The organism is Secundilactobacillus hailunensis (genome assembly GCF_005405185.1).
In the GTDB taxonomy this organism is placed as follows: Bacteria; Bacillota; Bacilli; order Lactobacillales; family Lactobacillaceae; genus Secundilactobacillus; species Secundilactobacillus hailunensis.
This window is the reverse complement of sequence record NZ_BJDO01000097.1, coordinates 1-2,446: the sequence shown is the minus strand read 5'-3', so window position 1 is coordinate 2,446 and position 2,446 is coordinate 1. Positions and strand designations below refer to the sequence as shown.

Genomic DNA, 2,446 nt, shown 5'->3' with positions numbered 1-2,446 from the left:
TTGAAGCTTAGTCATAAAAAATCACCTCATCATAATTGATAAGGTGATCATACTGCGCCGTTAGACGCATTCATAGACGTTCGGTTATAGTGTGCTTACGTTTAAAGAAACTAAAAAGGAGACTGTGATTTGGGTTTCACAGTCTCAAAAAAGTACATTTATATTCTTTTGTTAACTACTATAAGAATCATCTGGATTACGATCTTCAGTCCAACTAAATAATTAGTTATTGGAATTATCAAACATAGGAAAGCTTGCAATAACCTTATCAATTAAATATGCCGTTCTTCTATCGATGTCTTTAATAGTCCATTCGTCTTTTTGTTCAATAGTTTTATCCGGATCAGCAATCGATTTATTCAGAAACAGCGGTGTTCTTAGTCCTAAATAGTCTTTAGAATCATCAGTGCTGTAATCCCTTTTATATACAAATTCCCTATCACTCATTTCTGGATTATATCCAGTTAAAGTTAGGTTCCCAAGCCGATGCATATTTTCTTGTTGAAGATGCTTGGCTTCTTCTTCATTTTCTGGTGAAATCATATGCTTCCAACCATGTTTTAGATTATTTGTTTCTGGAAGTATATGATCCAATGTCCATATTGGTAATTTTCTACCGCTTTTGGTAGAACGTGTTTGATCCAAAGAATCAGGATTTTGTTTATTGAAGTATTGCCCATACTTTCTTTCTAGACTAATCAGAATGAATCTAACCGTTTGTGGTGAAACATCATAGACTGGTTTATTAAGTGCTAATCTAAATTCTTCATCTGAAGCACTAATAGACTGTAAACTGCGAGTAACCAATTTTGAAAGGCTCTCATCCTCACTAGCAGTATAATTTCTAATAATTTCTAGAATCTTAGCTCTCAAATTTGATGCTTTAGGTCTTAAAACTATATTCCGTCGTACAAAGAAATTGATCAATTCATGTAAGACATCATGCACATCCTTGGAGCTGATGGCTTTGTTCAAATAAAGATTCAACGCAAATAAAATTAATGGGTAAGCTTGAGAATCATCCAATCGGCCAAGACTATTTAATAGATTGTCATTTTCTTCGCCAAATTGCTGATCTTCATCAGTCACTATTCGGGGAGAAATATGTGAATAAATTTTAGCATATCTGGTTAACTCATAAATATATTCATAGCCTTTAGCATCAAAAACTTTTTCGTAAAGTCTCAATGCCTTACCTTTGGTTATTGATGATTTTCCATTTCCCTCAAACGTATCATAGCAATTCAAAAGAAACCGAGTAACTTCAGAAGATTGAATTTGAGAATCTTCATTAGAAAATACAGCAATTAATTCATCCCAAGAATCCGATGCTGCTTCGGGTTCAATAGAATCCGTAGCCGTTTTTAGATATTGAGCCTTTAATAAATCAATCATTGTTAGTGGCATACCTTTACCATTCAATGATGAAAATACATTAAATGCATCCGAGATATCCCCAACTTTAATAAATAACACCTCAACGGCATTTAATTGATTGAAGAATTTTTTCAAATCAGCAAAAGTATTGAATTCATTTTGAAACAATTCAACAATAAATTTATAGCGCTTTGCAAAAGTATAATTCCCGTACTTACCCTTGGTCTTGTCATGCATTATGCCAAAGTAGTTTTCATAGATTTCCTTATCTGGTAACAATAATTTAACTCTCGGTGTTTGATCAGGCATTTCTAATTTACGACTGATATCCATTTCAAGAGATCCAATATCTTTTGCGATCTCATTAATTTCAGACGAATTTTCGTCATGCAACATTTTTTCCGCAGTTTCGTAAATTGCAAGAAAGAAGAGCGAAATTGTCGTTAATCGTTGTTGCCCGTCAACAACTTCAAAATAATCTTTATTTTCCTTATCAGCAGTGACTAATAAATTACCTATGTAATATCCAGCAGTTTCGGAATTTATGTCATCGAAAAGATCCTCAATATTTTGAGTGCTCCAAGAATAATTACGTTGGTATATGGGAATTTGATATTGCTTTTCTCCTTCAATCGGAAAAATCTCTGAAATTGGTTTTGATTCAGGATCCAGATACATAACAAACAAGCCTCACTTTTTATATATGATTAAAGACCAATTCACCTGACGTTTAGCTATCAAAAATATACCTCATTGATGTCTAGTCTTTAATATTACTATACATTCAACTATCCATGAGATCTATAGTGTTTTGTACATCTATGTAAATATAGTTAATTTTAATTGCTAATGGCCCACAGTAGTTAACAAAGTCACTGATGAAATTTTTAAATAGAAAAAATATAATTGTATATTGTTTAAAAATTTATGATATGATAGAATATGCATTCTTAGAAAGCTTAATTAATTATGTCAGCAACGGTTGTAAAATGTTGGAAAATACCGATTAGAAAATGTCGGTTTTCCAACATTTTTTTACGGTAAAATAAACGCATCTCAAATTTGGAGG

At 32.2% G+C, this 2,446-nt stretch carries 1 protein-coding gene; it reads right to left on the bottom strand.

The features are described 5' to 3' along the window. Positions 1–222: 222 nt before the first annotated feature. Entirely contained in the window at positions 223–2,055 is a 1,833-nt protein-coding gene (locus FFM73_RS12320; protein ID WP_137631932.1) for a DUF262 domain-containing protein, read from the bottom strand. Between the last annotated feature and the right edge of the window lie 391 nt (positions 2,056–2,446).